The organism is Streptomyces sp. NPDC024017 (assembly GCF_040638895.1).
Lineage (GTDB): Bacteria > Actinomycetota > Actinomycetes > Streptomycetales > Streptomycetaceae > Streptomyces.
This window is the reverse complement of record NZ_JBEZYZ010000005.1, coordinates 160,693-175,145: the sequence shown is the minus strand read 5'-3', so window position 1 is coordinate 175,145 and position 14,453 is coordinate 160,693. Positions and strand designations below refer to the sequence as shown.

The 14,453-nt window shown below is 70.7% G+C and carries 9 protein-coding genes; 4 read left to right on the top strand and 5 right to left on the bottom strand.

The genetic code is table 11. The features are described from left to right. The first annotated feature begins 11 nt into the window (after window positions 1-11). From AB0G20_RS15000 to AB0G20_RS14990, 3 genes are all read left to right on the top strand, one after another. The gene (locus AB0G20_RS15000) at window positions 12-623 is read left to right on the top strand and encodes a class F sortase (RefSeq protein WP_361301399.1); all 612 of its coding nucleotides are present in this window, start codon (window positions 12-14) and stop codon (window positions 621-623) included. Further along, window positions 611-898 (top strand): hypothetical protein, encoded by a 288-nt coding sequence (locus tag AB0G20_RS14995; RefSeq protein WP_361301396.1) that lies wholly within the window; start codon window positions 611-613, stop codon window positions 896-898. Before AB0G20_RS15000 ends, AB0G20_RS14995 begins: the two co-directional genes overlap by 13 nt. A gap of 296 nt (window positions 899-1,194) precedes the next feature. Next, window positions 1,195-1,611, top strand: a complete 417-nt coding sequence (locus AB0G20_RS14990) for a contact-dependent growth inhibition system immunity protein (protein WP_361301393.1) — start codon at window positions 1,195-1,197, stop codon at window positions 1,609-1,611. A gap of 281 nt (window positions 1,612-1,892) precedes the next feature. On the opposite strand, the gene AB0G20_RS14985 is transcribed toward AB0G20_RS14990, so the two are convergent. Together AB0G20_RS14985 and AB0G20_RS14980 are read right to left on the bottom strand one after the other, a co-directional pair. Continuing rightward, a complete protein-coding gene (locus AB0G20_RS14985; protein WP_361301390.1) occupies window positions 1,893-3,425 on the bottom strand; it encodes a cytochrome P450 in 1,533 nt (510 codons plus the stop codon). Continuing rightward, entirely contained in the window at window positions 3,422-4,441 is a 1,020-nt protein-coding gene (locus AB0G20_RS14980; RefSeq protein WP_361301387.1) for an SDR family NAD(P)-dependent oxidoreductase, read from the bottom strand. The genes AB0G20_RS14985 and AB0G20_RS14980 overlap by 4 nt, the downstream gene beginning before the upstream one ends. Before the next feature lie 135 nt (window positions 4,442-4,576). Between AB0G20_RS14980 and AB0G20_RS14975 the strand changes: the two genes are divergently transcribed. After that, on the top strand, window positions 4,577-5,059 hold the full coding sequence (locus AB0G20_RS14975; protein ID WP_361301384.1) for a nuclear transport factor 2 family protein: 483 nt from the start codon (window positions 4,577-4,579) through the stop codon (window positions 5,057-5,059). Window positions 5,060-5,136: 77 nt separating this feature from the next. Here the strand turns inward: AB0G20_RS14975 and AB0G20_RS14970 are convergent, their stop codons facing one another. From AB0G20_RS14970 to AB0G20_RS14960, 3 genes are read right to left on the bottom strand one after another with little or no spacing between them, the layout of a single operon-like run. Next, the gene (locus AB0G20_RS14970) at window positions 5,137-5,556 is read right to left on the bottom strand and encodes an ester cyclase (protein ID WP_361301381.1); all 420 of its coding nucleotides are present in this window, start codon (window positions 5,554-5,556) and stop codon (window positions 5,137-5,139) included. A gap of 57 nt (window positions 5,557-5,613) precedes the next feature. Continuing rightward, entirely contained in the window at window positions 5,614-8,070 is a 2,457-nt protein-coding gene (locus tag AB0G20_RS14965; RefSeq protein WP_361301378.1) for a KR domain-containing protein, read from the bottom strand. A gap of 22 nt (window positions 8,071-8,092) precedes the next feature. After that, entirely contained in the window at window positions 8,093-14,374 is a 6,282-nt protein-coding gene (locus tag AB0G20_RS14960) for an SDR family oxidoreductase (protein WP_361301375.1), read from the bottom strand. Window positions 14,375-14,453: the final 79 nt, after the last annotated feature.

Sequence of the window (14,453 nt, the reverse complement as noted above, 5' to 3'; positions counted from 1 at the left end):
CGGGACCGATTGTGGCGGCTGCCGTTCTGGCAGCCGTCCTCGGTTTTCCTGCCACGCCGTCGGACCGGTCCGCGCCTGCGCGCGACTTCGCGGCAGCGCCGTCGGAACGCAGGGACGCGGCGATCCGGCAGGCGGCGCCCGACGCGGCGCAGGATCCACCGCCCCGGCGCGTGCTCGTACCCCGCACCGGCCTCGACGCCCGGGTCAGCCCGGTGGGCGTGACGGATCAGGGGGACATGGCCGTCCCCGACGACCCTGCCACGGCCGGCTGGTACCGCTACGGCCCCGCGCCGGGCAGTGCCCGGGGTTCGGCCGTCCTCGTCGGGCACGTCGACGACGACACCGGTGACCTCGGTGAGTTCCTGGCGCTGTACGACGTGCGGCGCGGAGACCGCGTGGAGGTCCACCGGGCGGGGGACGAGCCGGTGAACTACCGCGTCGTCTCGCGGATCACGGTGCCGAAGGACGACCTGCCGCCCTCGGCGTTCCGCCGGACCGGCGCCCCCGTCCTCACCCTCATCACCTGTGCGCCTCCGTACGCCCCCGAGCGAGGAGGCTACGTGTCCAACCTCGTCGTCACGGCGGAGCCCGTGGAGTCCGGGAGGGCGCAGTGGCACACGTAGAGTCCGCGCACCTGGTGGAACTGGCCCTGGGCAACGCCGCGCCGGGCGACGACGACGCCGAGGCACTGCGTCACGTCGAGCGGTGCGACCGCTGCCGCGACGAACTGGGCATGCTGACCCGCCTGGTGACCGCCGCGCGCACCGCGGCGGCGGTGGACCTGCCGACCCCGCCCCCGGAGCACGTCTGGCGCCGCATCACCCGAGAGGTCTCCCGCGAGACGGGCACACCCCCACCACCGGACTACCCGTGGCGGGAGTCGGGGCCCGGGTCCTGAGAGCCGGACACTCGGGGGTCTCCGGGTACACGCTGGGTATTCGCCGCTCACAGCGGCCATGCCGTCAGCAGATCGCCGGGGCCGTAGGCGGCATCGAGCCCAGGACACTGCATATTTGCCAGATCAGCACTGTTCCGCCTTGCTACTCGGCACAGCGAGCCAGTCCCATCGATGAAGGCCGGGGGGGTGCCTGCACGCAAGTCGCTTTCGACGCTGGTCAGTCGAGGTGTCGCCGCCGAACCGTGCAGCCGCAAGGAATCATCGACCAGTCGGCTAACCACGAAAGGACTCCGTCGGTGCCCCAGCCCGTCGACCCCACCCAGTCACTGGAACAGCTCGAGGGACAGCGCTGGCCCGACCCTCCGCAGGACACGACCTCCTTGGTCAAGGCGGTCCACGAGCTGCGCCGTCGTCCGGTCGGTGACCTCCGGCCCGACGAGCTGGCCCGGCTGATCACCCAGGACGTCGGGCTGCCCTGGCTGCTCCCGCTCGCGGTACAAATCCTGCGGGACACCGCGCCCGCGCAGGCCGCGGGCGGGTGGTACGACGACGACCTGCTGTACGCCGTCGTGACCCGGAGGCCGCAGGTGTGGGAACAGTTCCCCGACCTGGCCCACGAGCTGAGGACGGCCGTCGAGACGCTGACGGACCTCTCACGCTATGTACGGGACGAGGTGGAAGCCTTCCTCTCCACGCTGCCTGAGGGATGCTGACGGCCGCTGTCCGTAGCCCTAGGGGGTCCGACCCGAAAGGTCGGGCCCCCTTCTGGAGTGCATGTTCCCCAGATCAGCAACGTGGTGACGTAGCGCCCGCTACACGTTGAAGCGGAACGTTTCATGCAGAGCTCCCACCTGCGAAGACGTTGGAAACCATGCCCATCGCCGTGACCCGGAATCCAAGCGGCTCCGTTTTGCCCTCCTGTTGCCCTCCTGCGCGATCTGACTTATCTGATCTGATCCGACCTACCTGACCGACTGTCTACGTATCGGTGGCGTCACCGTGTTTCAGAGCCCGGGCTACGGTGAGCAGGGCATCCTTCTGTACCGGCTGAAGCCGCGTCCTTGGCGGCGTAGGTGTGGGCATCGCCTTCGGCGGTGGTGTCGGTGGCGGGTGTGAGCGGGGTTGCGGGGCGGCTCCCGGTCACCGTGCGGTCGCGTGCCGTCAGGCGCACCATGACGTCCCGCAGGGGGCGCAGCGAGATCACCGGCGAGCCGTACTGCAGTGCATGGCCCGGGATCATGCTCAGCCTGAACCGCTGGTTGATCATCGTCACGATGGTCCGCAGTTCGAGCAGTGCCATGGTGTTGCCGATGCACTGCCGCGGTCCCGCACCGAACGGGAAGTAGGCCATGCGCGGGCGCTCCTTCACGGCCTTCGCAGTGAAGCGGTACGGGTCGAAGGCCAGCGGGTTGTCCCAGTGGCGCGGGTTGTGGTGGGACACGAGCGGCGACAGCAGGATCGACGATCCGGCTTCGATGTCGTAACCGCCCAGGCTGTCCGGGCCGACGGCGGCGCGCGGGAAGATCCAGATGGGCGGGTGCATCCGCAGGCTCTCGTCCACCACCATGCGGGTGTACGTCAGCGCGTCGGTGTTCTGCTTGTCCGGCAGGTCGCCGCCCAGGACCTGGGCTATCTCCGCGTCCAACTCCTCCTGCACCGGCGGATGGTTGGCGATCGACAGCAGGGTCCAGCACAGCGACACCGCGGTCGTCTCGTGTCCCGCCAGGTAGATGGTCAGGAGTTCGTCGCGCAGTTCCTGATCGGTCCAGGGCTCACCGGTGACGGGGTCCTCGGCCTGCTCCATCAGCGATATCAGCGAACCCTCGCCGGTGCGCGCGTAGTTCTGCCGGACGTCGGCGACGATCTTGTCGAAGACCCGGTGGATCCTGGAGATCTTGTGCTTGCGGTCGGTCGGCAGCCAGGACGGCAGCATCTCGGACGGCGTACCGCGCCGGAACATCACCTCGACCACGTCGTCGACGATGTGCTTGAGCACCCGCGACGAGGGCTCGATGTCGTAGGCGAACAGCGAGCGGCTGAGGGTGATCAGGGTGAGCCTGAGCATTTCGGTCATCAGGTCCACGGGCTCGTCGCGCGCGGCCTTGGCCTCCCACGCGTCGAGCATCTCGTTCGTGGCGGTGACGATGTTGGGGACGATGTCGCGGATGGCGTTCTTCTGGAACGCGGGCTGGACCGCCCGGCGGTGCCCCCGCCAGAAATCGCCGTCCGAGGTGAGCAGCCCCTTGCCCATGACGACGCTGAACTGCTCGTACAGCGGGCCGCGCACGTAGTTGCCGTGGTTCTTCACCAGAACCTGCTGCACCGCTTCGGGGCCGGTGATCTGGTGGACCGTCATCGGTCCGAGCCGCATGCGTACGGTCTCTCCGTGGTCTCGCTGCAGACCCAGCAGGAACTCGGCGGTGTTGCGGCGCCAGGGGCCGAGGCTACCCAGCAGCGGGACTCCCGTGGGGCCGGGGGCCCGGGCGGCGCGGCGAGGGGTGGTCGCGGGGGCTGTGGTGGCGTTCATCGGCGGTCTCCTTCGCGGCGGGGCTGCGAGTGCAGCGGCTTTGCCCGGTGGGCGTCGATCGGCGTGACCCCGCGGGTGCCGGCGGCCGGGCCGGATTCGGTGACCGGGCCGGATTCGGCGGCCGGGCGGACTCCGGCGGCCGGGGCCTGCCTGCGGGCCTCGTTGCGGGGCACCGGGAACGCGCGCCGCACGAAGAGGTTGTCGAAGACGACGTCGGGGGCCAGCCGGCGCAGGGCGAGGGTGCTGCGGGCGAGGAACCCGACGGGGTAGCGGGCGCTCGGGCGGGCACTGCGGACCGCCCGCTCCACCACCCGAGCCACGTCGTCGGACTGGATGGCGAACGTGCCGGCCAGGGTGCGGCGGCTGCCCGTGTAGATGGCGTCGAAGTATTCGGCCGTACGCCGGCGGAAGTCGTCGTAGTCCTTGCTCACGGGCTTGAGGTTCGCCACATAGGTAGCTCCGAAGTCGGTCGTGCGCACCGGCCCTGGCTCGATGAGGACGACCCGGACGCCGAAATCGGCCACCTCCAGGCGCAGGGCGTCGCTCAGTGCCTCGACCGCGTGCTTGGACGCCTGGTAGAAACCCCCGCCGGGAACCGCGTAACGGCCGAAGATCGACGAGATGTTGACGATGGTTCCGTGGCGCGCGGCCCGCATGGCCGGCAGCACCAGCTGGCTGAGCCGGGCCAGCCCGAACACATTCGTTTCGAACTGCCGCCGCATGTCGTCCGGTTCGGCCTCTTCCACGACACCCGACATGGCGTATCCGGCGCTGTTGACCAGGGCGCCGACCGAGCCGTGCTCGGCCTCGACGAGGTCGACGACCGCGCGCATGCTCGCTTCGTCGGTGACGTCCAGGCGCAGCGTCCGGATTCCTTCGGCCGCCAGGCCGGTCAGGGTCTCCGGCCTGCGTGCTGTGGCGTACACGGTCAGACCGGCCCGGTGCATCCGCAGTGCGCAGGCGCGGCCGATCCCGGAGGAACAGCCGGTGATGAGCACGGGCAGGGGCGTCGTCATCCCACTCTCCTATTCTCTGGCCCGATCTCGGGGTATTTCTTCGTGGGGTACCGTGGTATTACTTGAGACGTTTGGCAGGAAACCATTCAGGGGGCTGCAGCAAAAAGCCGCTCATACGCTCGGGAAAGGTAGTTTATGTACCATCGAATCGTTGCCGCCAAGCTCCGTAAAGCTTTTGCCGACATCAATGCCGGAAACTGGCAGTCCATGGTGGACACGCTGGCACCCGATTTCACCTACGTGTTCTACGGTGAGCACGCTCTTTCGGGCGAGCGGCATACGGTCGAAGCGATGAGCCTGTGGTGGCAGCGGGTGTTCAGGCTGATTCCCGACGCCGGTTTCGAGCCGCTGGAGATCGTCATTTCCGGCGGCCCCTGGCTGACCAAGGTGGCGACCCGCGTACGCATCGGAGGGCCGCTGCCCGACGGCACGCGCTACGACAACATCATGACCCAGTTCATGTATCTGAAGTGGGGCAGGATCACCGAGATCCACACCCTGGAGGACACCGTCGTCCTCCAGCGGGCACTGGACTCCATCGCCGCCTCCGGCAACGCGGAGGCACACGCCGAGCCCATCACCGACGCGTACGCCGCACGTTCCGGCCGGCTGGACTGAAGAGCACCGGACCCCGGGCCGAGGAGCCCGGGGAACGCGGTCGGCCCCGGCACCGCCAGGTGCCGGGGCCGACGCCGTCATCCCAGGGCGCCCAGCTGCTTGGCGAGTTCGAGCCCGTCCAGCGAGAACCAGCTCTCCACGATCTTCCCGTCGTCGAACGCGTCGATCACGATGCCGCTGACGGCGAACTCCCGGCCGATGGCCGGCACACCCTCGTAGGGCTCCCCGGTGTGGGTGCCTCGTGCGGTGAACCGACTGACGACCTTGTCGTCCTCCAGGATCCAGTCATCGACGGTCACGTGGAGGTCGGGGAAGGACGCGCGCTGGAGCCGCACCCACTCCTTGAGGTGCTCGACGCCCTCCTGGCCGTTCGGGGCCGTTCCATGGCTGATGTGGCCGTCGTCGGCGCCCTCGTAGATCACATCGAGGTTGCCCTTGTTGAGGCACTCCTCGTAGTAGCGCTCCAGTACGGCCTTGTTCTCCAGCAACTTCGACATCCTTACCTTCCCTGGTTTCTTTTTCTTCTCAACAGAGGTAATTGGAAAAGGCAGCGGTCAACCGTTTCCGATCGGCCCACGGAAGCCCGTGACGGTCATGACGGGAGCCCCCGTTTCCGCGTTCTTCACTTTCCACACCCCGAGGGTCGGATCCACCTCGATGAGGGAATCTCCACGCTCCTCGGAATGGAGTGCGATACGACCGAGGACCAGTGGGTCCTCAGCGACCGAAATTCCTTCGCTCTGCCTGGTGCCCGCCCGGATCACGTTCTCCAGCGCGGAGACGGAAAGCGCGGTGCGCGGTGCGCGGAGCGTCGCCCACAGGTCGTTGGGGACGCACGGCCGCACCACGGCCGAGCGGCGGCTGTCCGGGCCCTCGGACCAAGCGGCGGCGGGCACCACCGACGAGCGCCAGCTCAGCAGCGGCCGGCCGGATCGCCAGGTGGTCGTCCGCTTCACATCGGGCCGGGGCGGGGCGGGGGAGCGAGCGTCGCCCGGCTCGTGGACGACACGCAGGCGGGCCTCCGGTCCGTCCCCGCCGTCCGACACCCGCCGGAACCGCACCTCGACCACCCATGTGTCCCCCTCGCGGGCACCGCGCGCCTCTCGCTCCCACACGGTCGGGCCGGCGTCGAGCCGCAGCAGGTCCAGCGGTACGACCACCTCCTCCAGAGAGCCGGCCCGCAGCGCGGGGAAGTCCTCGGGCACGATCCACTCCGCGCCGCGTACCGCGCTCTCCAGCAGGACGCTCACGGGAACGGCCGCGGCGCCGTCCAGCAGGAAGTCGCCCAGGACCGGTGCCCGGTCACGGTCGAACGTCACCCGCGACACCATGCGGACGTGCGGCTGGTACGTGGTCACCTCCCCGAGGTGGAAGATCCGCGGGTAGGTGCCGGTGAACCCCGGCAGGTCGGGCACGACGGGGTAGTCGGTCGCCTGGCCGGGGCTCATCGCCCTGCCCAGCGGCCCCACGAAGGTGATCTCCCCCTCGGAGCCGGCGCGCAGCTCGGCCTGCCACTTGGCGAGGCCGTCGGTGACGTCGATGGCCGCCATGTAGCGCAGCGTCGCCGAGAAGTTGGAGATGAGGCCGATACGGTCCCAGGTCGGCCAGGCCAGCGTCATCACGGGGAAGTCCGCACGGCGGCCGGCCCACCGGCCGAGCCGGGCCAGTCCCTCGTTGGCCGCGGCGTATTCGAGCTGGCCCACCATCCCGCCGAGCCGGCCGGTGAGGGAGCCGACGCTGCAGAAGAACTTGAGCCGGTGCTCCCGCAGTTCGCCGAAGAGGTTGAGGAAGCCCCCGATCTTCGTACGGACGGTACGCAGGATCTCCTCGTCGGTCTTCTTGGGCAGCCTCGCCGCGGTGTCCACCCCCGCGTTGTGCACGACCCCGGTCAGTGCGGCGCCCTCACGCGCCAGCATGGAGCGCACCTGCTCCAGGTCGGTGAAGTCGCACCGGGCGTAGTCGACGCGCAGCCCGCGAGACCTGGCCTCGGAGATGTTGGCGGCGAGTTCCCACCGGCTGCGGACACGGGCGATCTCCTGCCGGATCTCGGCCAACGGCGTCCCCTGCCGCAGCCGGGACCACAACCGCTGCTCGTACGCCTTGAGTTCGCTCTTCCCGACGCCGAACCACGGTTCGTCGCCGGTGGGGAAGTCCTCCCGGCCCGTCACCACGACCCGCAGGCCGTAGGTGGCGGCGAGGGAGCGGGCCAGCTCCCAGCCGATGCCCCGACCACCGCCCGAGATCAGCACGGAGTCGTCGGGGCCGAGCGGGACGGCCGGATCCCCGGCGGGCCGGGCGACCGGGGTGAGCGTCAGCCGCTGCCCGTCGCGGTGACCGACCTCCAGCTCGCCGGGCCGGCCCAGTTCGGCGGCGACGATGCCCGGCAGGTCGCCGGCGGCGGTCAGGCTCGTGTCGACGACGCGTGCGTTGCAGTTCGGCAGCTCGCGGTGCAGCGTCTTCGCCAGCCCTGCCCAGATGCCGCCGAGCGGCTGCGCCAGGTCGTCCTGCGGGTGGTGCCCCATGCCGCCGCCGAGATAGGTCACGGCCAGGTAGTACAGGCGCCGCGCCGACGTCTCGGCGGCCCAGTCGGCGTAGTGCTCGCGCAGCACGGCGACCGTCTCCAGCAGCGGCTCGCGCCAGACCTCGCCCGGGTCACGGGTGCCGGACCCGGCGGCGCCGGGGGCCGGGCCGCCCACGGTGAGGTCGACGATCGCGTCGACGGCGCCGTCGTCCCCGGGCCCGGGGACCGCCGGGTGGCGGCGTACCAGGGCTCCGTGCCCGGTCAGTTCACGTGCCACGGCCGCGGCGGTCTCCTGGTCGCCGCCGAGGAGGAGGACCCGCATGCCCACGAGGCGCGCGGGGTCGGCGGGGGTCGCCGGCAGGGCGGTGAGCTGCCATTCCATCCGGCTCACCGCCTGCACCGGGGCGTTGCCGCCTGCGCCTGTGGACACCAGCTCCGGCGGCCTTTCGCGTACGGGCGTCATGCTGCGCTTTCCTTCCTCGTCAGTCACGGCGGCCGCGATTCCTTCCCTGTCAGTCACGGGTGGCCGCGACGGCTTCGCCGGTCCGGGCGTCGACATGGCCGATCAGCGTCGCCCGCATGTCCTTCATCTGCAGGAGCATCCGGCCGTCGGGCCGGGTGGCGATAAACCGGTTGTCGACCAGGTCGGCGGCCAGGTCGAAGCCGGGCGGGGTGGCGTACAGGTCGATGTCCTCTCCGGCCCCGGACAGGGTCAGGTCGTTCGTCTCCTCGTAAAGGTCGATGCGGCGGATCGACAACGGCGCGGCGACGGGGATCAGGTGACCGTCGACGAGGTCCAGTACGCCGACCCTGGCCAGGCCGTCCAGCAGGATGCTCGGAACGGTGAACCGCTGCCACGTCGGGTCGTCGGCGGGGAGCGACAGGGCGTAGCGGCCCCGCTTGCCGTTGGGGTGGATACGGGTGTCGGTTGTGGACACGAACGGCCCGGTCAGCCGCACCGGTGAGCCGGACCGGTGGTACGGGTCGGGCACCGGGGTGTCGTCGGCGGTGTCCCACGCCTCCCACAGCGGAGCGGCGGGGAAGGTCCCGGCGAGCAGGACCCGGACCGTGAAGTGCACCCGGTCCTTGACGAGTACGACGCCGGCCGGTGACACCACGTCCTCGGTGATCCGCACCTCGACGGCGGTCGTGTCGCCCGAGGACGCGGCGATCCGCGCGTGCAGCCGCTTCGGGGCGGTCGGCAGGTCGCGGTAGACGCGCAGGAAGTGCTCGAACCGCAGGTCCTCGAAAGCGACGACGTGCTGGTCGGGCGCCAGGTACCGGGCGGCCTCCGCGGCCATTTCGGTGACGAACGTTCCCGGCAGGGTCGGCTCGCCGCGCACGGTGTGGTGTTCCAGGTAGCCGTCGGTTTCCAGGTCGAAGCGGCACTCGAACACGGCGGACGTCGCCGTCGACTCGACGACTCGGCGCAGGAAGAAGCCGGGTTCCGGCGGCTGTGGCCGCGGCGCGACAGCATCCGTACCGGCGGCCGACGCGACCGCATCCGCACCGGTGGCCGTACCTGCGGTCGTACCGCCCGTGAGGTAGCCGGGGTAGAACTCCTCGACGGTGACGCGTTCGGCGTCCCCCAGGTGCACGAGGGAAGGCCGCCGGACGGGTGCGTGCAGTTCCTGTACGAAGTGGTGCACGCCTTCGGGGACGGCCATGCTGCTGTAGGAGCCGGCCCGCTCGTAGTACGCCTTCGTCAGCTCGTCGGCGCCCATGCCGACACCGGCCCACAGTGTCCACCCGATGGTGAACTCGTGGAGTTCCGAGGTGGCCGCCGCATAGGTGGCCGCGCTGCCCAGGAAGTCGTTGGCCGAGGCGTAGTCGGACTCGCCGAGCTGCCCGAAGTACCCGAGCAGCGAACCGAAGTTGCACCACATGCGGGGCGGGGCGTCGCGCAGCGCGTACTTGAGGTTGAGGTACGACTCGACCTTCAGGTCACGGATGGAGGTGAACTCCGCGAAGTCCTTGTCCTTGATGAGCGCCGAGCGCTGCAGCCCGGCGGCGTTGACCAGCAGGTCGATCCGCCCGTGTTCCTGGAGCACCTCACCGATGGCCTTCTCCACCTGGGCGTCGTCGCGCATGTCGCACTGCACGTAGGTGACCCGGCCCGCGCCGCTGTGCTCCGTCATCACGTCGAGGTTGCGCCGGGCGTCGCGGGCGTTGAGCATCCGGTCGAAGGACTTGTTGAGGTCCGCCACGGAAGGACGCTTGCCCGTGCCCTCGCCTTTCGCCTTGCCGTTGTTCCTGGCCTCGTTCTTGGCCTTGGCGAGTTCGGCGGAGATGTAAGCCGCCCGGCCCGCCGCGAACTCCTGGTCGCTGCCGGCGAAGACCGACGGCGGGTAGCTGTCCAGGTCGTTGCTGCCGAACACATGGATGCGGGGGCCGAATTCAGCGGCGACCGCCTTGAGCACCTCGGCGGTGATGCCTCGGGCGCCGCCGGCGACGACGACCACGGAGTCCCGGTCCAAGGCCGCCGGGGCGGAGGCGTCCAGGGCGATCGGCTCGTCGTTCAGCCGGTGGGTGCGGCGCACCCCGTCGGTGTCGACGACTACGGGGAAGTCCCGGTACGCCCGGCTTTCCCGCTCCACCAGCCTCACCGCGTCACCCACTTCGGTGGCCGAGGTGAGCAGCGCGAAACTGGTGCTGTCGGCGAGTTCCCGGCCGGCGCTCTTGAGCAGACCGGTGAACAGCCCGGAGAAGGGGTGCGGGGTGCCGCCGGGCACCGCGTCGAGGAACAGCATGACGAGGGTGGACTCGGCGGTGGACAGCCCGTCGTACGCGTGCTGGACAGCGAGGTACGCCGCGTCGTGCAGGGCGAGAAGAGCCGAGGAACCCTTGATGAGCGACTGCCCGGCGGGTGCCGAGCGCCCCAGGGCGGCCAGCACGCGCAGGTGCGTGACCGGTCGCCCGGCGCCCGCCAGGGCCTCGCGGACGGCGCCGGGGGTGACCTCGGGCAGGTGGTGCCAGCCAGGGCGGGGCGCCGTCAGCGGGGTGGTGGACAGCACGGTCAGGGCAGCGTCGGGGCCTGCCGCCTCGGCCAGCGGGCCGGGGGTGTCGGTGACGACGAGGGCACCGTCCGGCAGAAACGGAATCGGCTCGCGCACCCGCCGGGGCGGGGTCGCCTCAAGCACCGGGATCTGGCGGCGCACCCGCAGCGAAACGCCCTCCCCGGTGTGCGTGGCCGACACGAAGCGCTCCGGCAGGGTGCCGGTGACGGCCGCGCCGTGTGACCGGCCCTGCTCCGGGGCGGGCCCGGCGGGGGCGGCGCGGCCGGGCAAGGTCAGCCGGAGCCGGGCGCCCGGTGCGCCGCCGGTCTGGTCGCAGGAGACCTCCACCGTGCCGGCAGGCCCGTGCAGGGCCTTCAGTACGGCAAGTCCCCCGGCGGCGCCCAGATAACGGGCGTGCTCGGGCTCTGTGCACCGCACGGAGTCCCGCACGGATACGGCGCCGGCCTGTGCTGCGGCGCTGCCCAGCGGCTCGTCGACGTACGCCAGGATCGGCAGGCCCTCGCGCTTCGCCCGCTCCTCGGTGGCGAGGGCGAACAGGAAGGCACCCTCAGCGAGTTGCTGCTCCCGCTCCGGGAGCAGGTCGCCGATGAGGGCGCGGTACTCCGGCAGGCTGTTGCCGTTGATACCGCCGGCCAGCGCGAAGTCCAGCTCGCCGGTGCGCAGATAGCGGCCGGCCGAGGTGATCGACGACAGGGCGGAGGCGAAACCGGCGTCCATCGTCATGTTCGGGCCGTGCAGGTCGAAGTAGTTCGACACCCGGGCGGAGATGATGTTGGGCATCTGGCCGGGGAAAGCGTCCTCGTTGGACTCCGGTATCAACGCCCGGACCTGCTCGCGCAGTTGCTCCAGCACCTGGGCGGCGGCCGGGGACCCGGCCAGCGGTGAGTCGGCGAGGGCCTGCCCGATGTCGTCGAGGTAGCAGCGGTTCGCGTACAGCATGGCGGCCCGGGTCGGGCCCATGTGCCCGACGAAGACACCGGTCTTGGCGGCCTGCTTGCCCCAGAACTCGGGCATCTGGTCGCGGAGCCGGTGGGCGCACTGCAGGATCATCAGCTGGCACCGGTCCAGGGCCCTGATGGTCTTGGGAGGCAGCCGGACCTCGTTGAACGGCGGCGACGGGTACGCGGTGCCGAAGGTGTCCAGCGGCGGCTTCCCGCCGGCCAGCCAGGACGACACCTCCTTGTGGTCCGCCAGGCCGGGCAGGTGCGACGACCACCCGACGATGGCCACCCGGCTGTCGGGGTCCGGCTTCTTGGTGGCCGGGATCGTTCCGGCGGGGGCCACCGTCGCCCTGGTGTGGGCCACCTCGGTCAGGGCTGCCCCTGCCGGAACCGCGTCGGCCGGGACGGCCTCGGCCACGTCGACCCCTGCTGCCGCTGACGGAGCCGCGACGGCGGGGACGGCCTCCGACGAGGTCGCCGCCGACGGGCCCGCGGCGGGCGCCGCCACGCGTGGCTGGTTCTCGGCGACGATCAGGTGCGCGTTGGTCCCGCCGAAGCCGAACCCGGAGACGGCGGCGAGACGGGGCCGGTCACCGCGCCCGGACCACTGCGCCGCCTCGCACGGAATGTCCAGCCGGGTGTCGGCGAGGCGGAAGTCCTCGCGGGGGTTGGTGAAGCGGTACTGGCCCGGAATGGTCCGCTTTTCGAGGCCCTTCAGGTTCTCGATGAGCGAGACGACTCCGGCCGCCCAGCCGGTGTGCCCGATCAGGGACTTGTTGGAGGTGACCGCGGTCGGCCGGGCCGTGCCGAAGTGCTCCCGCAGGGTGGAGAACTCCGCGAGGTCACCGGCGGGGGTGCCGGTCGCGTGCGCGTTGATCCAGTCCACGTCGTCGCCGTTCACGTCGCCGTTCTCCAGCGCGCGCCGCACGGCGAGGCTCTGGCCGGCCGAGTTCGGCGCGTAGATCGCCTTGCCCTTGCCGTCCGAGGAGGAACCGAACGCCCGCAGCACGCCGAGGACCTGGTCGCCGTCCTCCTGGGCCTTGCTCAGCCGCTTGAGTACGACCAGGGCGGCGCCGTCGGCGAAGATCACACCGTCGGCCGCCTCGTCCAGGGCGTGCACTTTGCCGCTCGTGGACAGTCCCTGAAGCTTGGAGAAGAGCACCGTGCCGCGCGGCGCCAGGGCGAAGGCCCCGCCGCACACCGCGATGTCCTGCTTGCCCATCAGCAGACCCTTGGCCGCGATGTCGATGGCGTAGAGCGAGGAGGAGCACGCGGTGTCGACCATGTGGAGCTCGGTGGAGGCCGGCAGGATGCCCCGCATGGCCAGTTCGCCGACTCGGTGCGGCAGGAACCGGGACGGGTTGCTGCCGCCGCGCCGGTAGCGGCGGGTCAGCGAATCGTCGATGCCCCCGCGCAGCGCGGCACGTTCGTCGTCGGACATCGCCAGGTCGTCGACGATCTCGTGCGTCATCCTGGTCACGCCGGCCAGGACCCCGGCCTCCTCCAGGTGCTGGCTGCCGTCCGGGGTGTAACCGACCACGAAGGAGCAGCGGTCGGTGTCGCTGCGGCGGACCCCGTCGAGCGCCTGGACCATGCTGTGGCGGAGCCACTGGGTGGTGAACTCCTGGTCGTCAGGGCCCCCTTCCATGCCGTCCAAGGCGCCGTCGGCGGGCTGGAAGCCGGTGATGAACACACAGTGGTCGGCGTACGCCTTGTCCTCGGCTGCCGTGTCCGCCGAGTGGAAGCTCTGGTGCTGCCAGCGGTCCTCGGGGACCTCGACGAACAGTTCGTCCCCCGTCATACGGAGCTTCCAGAATTCCTCAGGGCTGTTCGCCCCGGCGACAGCGAGGCCCATGCCGACGACGGCGATCGAGTCGTCCCCGAACTCCGCCTCAGCGGACGGCACTTCGGCCGCCGCCACGGGCTCCACGGGCTCCATGGGCGTCTCGGCCACGGCTTCGACGCGCCGCACCGAGGCCGGTTCCGGCACGGCGGTCGGCTGGGCCGGGGACAGCGCGGCGGGATCCAGAGCAGGCCGGCCCTGCTCCTCCGGCGGGGCGGGAGGCGAGAGCAGGGCGGCGCCCAGCGTGAGGCCGCCGTCGGCGAGGATGACCTGGCCGGTGATCCAGCGGGCGTCGTCGGAGGCGAGGAAGGCCACCACCGTGGCGAACTCCTCCGGTGTGCCGAGCCGCCCCCAGGGGGTGGCCCGCGCGATGACGTCCTGCATCTGGGCCGCTTGGGGGAACTTGTCCGCCACCTCGCTGCTCAGCATGGCGGCGGACGCCGTGTTGACCCGGATGCCGAGCGGTGCCAGCTCCACGGCCAGGTACCGGGCCGCGGCCTCGGCCGCGGCCTTCGCCGGGGCGCACGCCAGGTAGTTGGCCATCACCATCTGGGAGCCGCCGAGGGCGGAGACGGTGACGATCGAACCGCCACCGCTCCTGGCCATCAGCGGCGCGGCAGCGCGTGCGCAGCGCAGCCCGCCCTTGTAGTTGACCTCGATGGCCCTGTCGAGGTGCTCGTCGGTGATCTCGTCCAGCGGCAGCAGCGCGCCGTCGGCGGCGCTGTTGACGAGGATGTCGAGCCGGCCGTGCAGTCGGTCCGTCTCGGCGAATATCCGGTCGACCTGTTCCTGCCTGGCCACTGATCCACGGACCAGGTCGACCCGGTGGCCCTCGGCGGTCAGCTCGTCGCGGGTTTCCTTGGCCTGGTCGTGCGAGTGGAAGTAGTTGAGGACGATCGAGGCGCCGCGCGAGGCGAGTTCACGCGCGATGGCCTTGCCTATCCCTTTCGATCCGCCGGTGACCAGGGCCACCTTGCCTGCGAGGTCTTTCATGGAACACGTGCCCTTCTGGAGCCGAGAGCGAGGGAAAGCCGGGAGGAAGTAGGGGGAAGTCGGCGGAACGGAATGTCGG

What these genes read in the sequence shown, in the direction of transcription:
- AB0G20_RS14975 (WP_361301384.1), top strand. Translation starts at nt 4,577, where the DNA reads ATGTACCATCGAATCGTTGCCGCCAAGCTCCGTAAAGCTTTTGCCGAC.
- AB0G20_RS14970 (WP_361301381.1), bottom strand. Translation starts at nt 5,556, where the DNA reads ATGTCGAAGTTGCTGGAGAACAAGGCCGTACTGGAGCGCTACTACGAG.
- AB0G20_RS14985 (WP_361301390.1), bottom strand. Translation starts at nt 3,425, where the DNA reads ATGAACGCCACCACAGCCCCCGCGACCACCCCTCGCCGCGCCGCCCGG.
- AB0G20_RS14960 (WP_361301375.1), bottom strand. Translation starts at nt 14,374, where the DNA reads ATGAAAGACCTCGCAGGCAAGGTGGCCCTGGTCACCGGCGGATCGAAA.
- AB0G20_RS14980 (WP_361301387.1), bottom strand. Translation starts at nt 4,441, where the DNA reads ATGACGACGCCCCTGCCCGTGCTCATCACCGGCTGTTCCTCCGGGATC.